Below are 3,999 nucleotides of genomic sequence, written 5' to 3' on the forward strand. Positions count from 1 at the left end.
GGGCTGGGGATCGATCCCCGGCGCCGACCAGGAGGCCGAGATCGAGCTCACCGTGGAGGACGCCTACCGGGGCGGCCGCCGTTCGATCACCGTGGGCGGCCGCCGGATCGACGTCAACATCCCGGCGGGCGTGACCGACGGTCAGCGCATCCGGCTGGCGGGGCAGGGCGGCCGGGGCAGCGACGGAGCCGCCGCCGGGGATCTCTACCTGATCGTCAGGATCGCGCCGCACCCCCGCTACCGGGTCGAGGGGCGCGACATCCACGTCCAGCTCCCGGTCAACCCGTGGGAGGCGGCGCTGGGCGCGTCCGTCGCCGTCGACACCCCGGCCGGCGAGGCCAAGGTCAAGGTGCCCGCCGGGACCTCCAGCGGCCGGAGGCTGCGGCTGCGCGGCCGGGGGATGCCGAACCCGCGGGGCGCGCCCGGGGACCTGTTCGCCGAGGTGCGGATCATGGTGCCGCCCACGCTGTCGGACGAGGAGCGGCGGCTGTTCGAGCAGCTCGCCGCCGTCTCGACATTCGACCCGAGGAGGCGGTGATGGCCTGCCCGCACGCGCGGGCCCGGCGTCCCGCGAGGCGGCGGCGATGACCTGCCGTCCGCCTGTGAGATCCCTGCGACCCCTCCCGAGGAGGCGGCGATGATCTACGCCCTCGTCAGACCCGCGCGGCTGGACCTGGAGGCGTTCGCCCGGGCCACCGGGACGCATCCGGATCTGGTGCGCCGTCTCGTGGCTCTCGGCGTGCTCGACGCGCAGCGCGACGCGGCCGGGGCCCTGTGGTTCCCGCCGGCCCAGATGTACGCCATGGCCCGGATCCAGCGCCTGCGCGCCGGGTTCGGCCTCAACTACGCCGCACTGGGCCTGGTGGTGGACCTGCTCGACCGCATCGCGGAGCTGGAGGCCGCCCAGCGCGACCGCTCCCGCATCACAGGCACCCCAGGAGGACCGCAGTGGACGTGAACCAGTTGACACAGAAGTCGCAGGAGGCGCTGCACGACGCCCAGACCAAGGCGCTGCGCTTCGGGCACACCGAGATCGACGGGGAGCATCTGCTGCTGGCGCTGCTGGACCAGCCGGACGGCCTGATCCCCCGCCTGCTCGTCAAGGCCGACGTCGACCTGGACCGGCTCGTCGCCGACCTGGAGGCCGAGCTGAGCCGCCGGCCCAAGGTCAGCGGCCCCGGGGTCGACCCCGGCCAGGTCCGGGTGACCCAGCGCCTGTCCCGCCTGCTGGAGACGGCCAMGAGGGAGGCCGACCGGCTCAAGGACGACTACGTCTCGGTCGAGCACCTGCTCGTCGCCCTGCTGGAGGAGGGCAGCGCGACCTCCGCCGGACGGCTGCTCCGCCAGCAGGGGCTGAGCAGGGACGCCTTCCTCCGGGTGCTCACCGAGATCCGCGGCAACCAGCGGGTCACCTCGGCGATGCCCGAGGTCGCCTACGAGGCACTCGCGAAGTACGGCCGCGACCTGGTCGCAGACGCCGCGGCGGGCAAGCTCGACCCGGTCATCGGGCGCGACAGCGAGATCCGCCGGGTCATCCAGATCCTGTCCCGCAAGTCCAAGAACAACCCGGTCCTGGTCGGCGACCCCGGAGTCGGCAAGACCGCCATCGTCGAGGGCCTCGCCCAGCGGATCAACAACGGCGACGTGCCCGACGGCCTCAAGGACAAGACGGTCTTCAGCCTCGACATGGGCGCCCTCGTGGCCGGCGCGAAGTACCGGGGCGAGTTCGAGGAACGCCTCAAGGCGGTGCTCACCGAGGTCGTGGCCGCCGAGGGGCGGATCCTGCTCTTCGTCGACGAGCTGCACACGGTCGTGGGCGCGGGCGCGGCCGAGGGCGCCATGGACGCGGGCAACATGCTCAAACCCATGCTGGCCCGCGGCGAGCTGCACATGATCGGGGCCACGACCCTGGATGAGTACCGCAGGCACATCGAGAAGGACGCCGCCCTGGAGCGCCGCTTCCAGCCCGTGATGGTCGACGAGCCCTCGGTCGAGGACGCCATCTCGATCCTGCGCGGTCTGCGTGAGCGGCTGGAGGTCTTCCACGGGGTGACGATCCAGGACGGCGCGCTGGTGGCCGCCGTCGTGCTGAGCCACCGCTACATCTCCGACCGCTTCCTGCCGGACAAGGCCATCGACCTGGTGGACGAGGCCTGCGCGATGCTCCGCACCGAGATCGACTCGATGCCCGCCGAGCTCGACGAGCTCACCCGCAGGGTGATGCGGCTGGAGATCGAGGAGGCCGCGCTGGCCAAGGAGGAGGACCAGGCGAGCAGGGCCCGCCTGGAGGAGCTGCGCAAGGAGCTCGCCGACCTGCGCGCCGAGGCCGACGCCATGCGGGCGCAGTGGGAGGCCGAGCGGCAGGTGCTGCGCAGCGTCCAGAGCCTGCGCGAGGAGATAGAGCGCGTGCGCACCGAGGCCGAGCGCGCCGAGCGCGACTACGACCTCAACCGCGCCGCCGAGCTGCGGCACGGCAAGCTGCCCGAGCTCGAACGGCGCCTGCAGTCCGAGGAGGAGCGCCTGCGCGCCAAGCAGGGCGCAGGGCGGCTGCTGCGTGAGGTCGTGACCGAGGACGAGATCGCGATGATCGTCTCCAGGTGGACGGGCATCCCGGTGAGCCGCCTGCAGGAGGGGGAGCGGGAGAAGCTTCTGCACCTGGACGAGATCCTGCACGAGCGGGTGATCGGCCAGGACGAGGCGGTGCGGCTGGTAGCCGACGCCGTCATCAGGGCCCGCTCCGGCATCAAGGACCCGCGCCGTCCGATCGGGTCGTTCATCTTCCTGGGGCCGACGGGCGTGGGCAAGACCGAGCTGGCCAAGGCGCTCGCGGCGGCGTTGTTCGACACCGAGGACAACATGATCCGCATCGACATGAGTGAGTACCAGGAGCGTCACACGGTCAGCCGTCTGGTCGGCGCCCCTCCCGGCTACGTCGGGTACGACGAGGGCGGCCAGCTCACCGAGGCGGTACGGCGCAAGCCGTACTCGGTGGTGCTCTTCGACGAGGTGGAGAAGGCCCATCCCGACGTCTTCAACACGCTGCTGCAGGTCCTGGACGACGGGCGGCTCACCGACGCGCAGGGCAGGACCGTCGACTTCCGCAACACCGTGCTGATCATGACCTCCAACATCGGCTCGATCTACCTGCTCGAAGGCGTCACGCCGAGCGGGGAGATCAAGCACGACGTGCAGGAGCAGGTCATGGCGGAGCTGCGCTCGCACTTCCGCCCGGAGTTCCTCAACCGCGTCGACGACATCGTGATCTTCAAGCCGCTCACGCCGCAGGAGATCGAGCACATCGTCGAGCTGATGTTCGGTGAGCTGCGGGCACGGCTCGACGAGCGGGGGATAGGGCTGGAGGTCTCCGAAGACGCGCGCAGGTACATCGCCGAGCGGGGATACGACCCGGTGTACGGCGCGCGCCCGCTGCGCCGGTTCATCGCCAGGGAGGTCGAGACCCGCATCGGCCGTGCGCTGCTCACCGGTGACGTGCACGACGGCGCCGTGGTCCGGGTCGGACTGGCCGAAGGCGAGCTCGTCGTCACCTACGAGTGAGGAGAAGCGGGCATGTCATCAAATATCGTGCAATGTAAGAACTGCGGGCAGAAGAACAGGGTCCCCGCGGTCGCGTCGAGCGCTCCGCGCTGCGGCAGGTGCCATCGGCCGCTGCCGTGGCTCGCCGAGGCCGGCGACGACGACTTCGCCGAGGTGGCCGAGGGCTCGCCGGTCCCGGTGATCGTGGACTTCTGGGCGGCGTGGTGCGGGCCCTGCCGGATGGTCAGCCCGGCGCTCGACCGGGTCGCCGAGGACCTCGCGGGCACGGTGAAACTCGTCAAGGTCGACGTGGACCGCTCGCGCAAGCTCTCCGAGCGCTTCACCGTCCGCAACATCCCCTACCTGATGGTGATGAGCGGCGGGCGGGTCGTGGCCGAGAGGGCGGGCGCCGCGCCGGCCGCCGAGCTGCGCACCTGGGTGGACGGGGCGATCGCGACGGCGGGG

Annotated in this window: 4 protein-coding genes; all 4 read left to right on the top strand. The window is 71.5% G+C overall.

The genetic code is table 11. The features are described from left to right. The coding region (locus tag CA984_RS42885; RefSeq protein ID WP_242676487.1) for a J domain-containing protein at window positions 1-538 on the top strand (538 nt) is incomplete at its 5' end. 99 nt (window positions 539-637) lie between these two features. Next, window positions 638-958 carry a chaperone modulator CbpM gene (locus CA984_RS42890; protein ID WP_086579019.1) on the top strand — a complete coding sequence of 107 codons (321 nt, stop codon included), beginning with the start codon at window positions 638-640 and terminating at the stop codon, window positions 956-958. Then, window positions 949-3,555 (top strand): ATP-dependent chaperone ClpB, encoded by a 2,607-nt coding sequence (clpB, locus tag CA984_RS42895; protein ID WP_086579020.1) that lies wholly within the window; start codon window positions 949-951, stop codon window positions 3,553-3,555. The genes CA984_RS42890 and clpB overlap by 10 nt, the downstream gene beginning before the upstream one ends. A 12-nt stretch (window positions 3,556-3,567) precedes the next feature. Then, the coding region (trxA, locus tag CA984_RS42900; RefSeq protein WP_086579021.1) for a thioredoxin at window positions 3,568-3,999 on the top strand (432 nt) is incomplete at its 3' end.

It is taken from the genome of Streptosporangium minutum (assembly GCF_002149035.1).
Taxonomy (GTDB): domain Bacteria; phylum Actinomycetota; class Actinomycetes; order Streptosporangiales; family Streptosporangiaceae; genus Streptosporangium; species Streptosporangium minutum.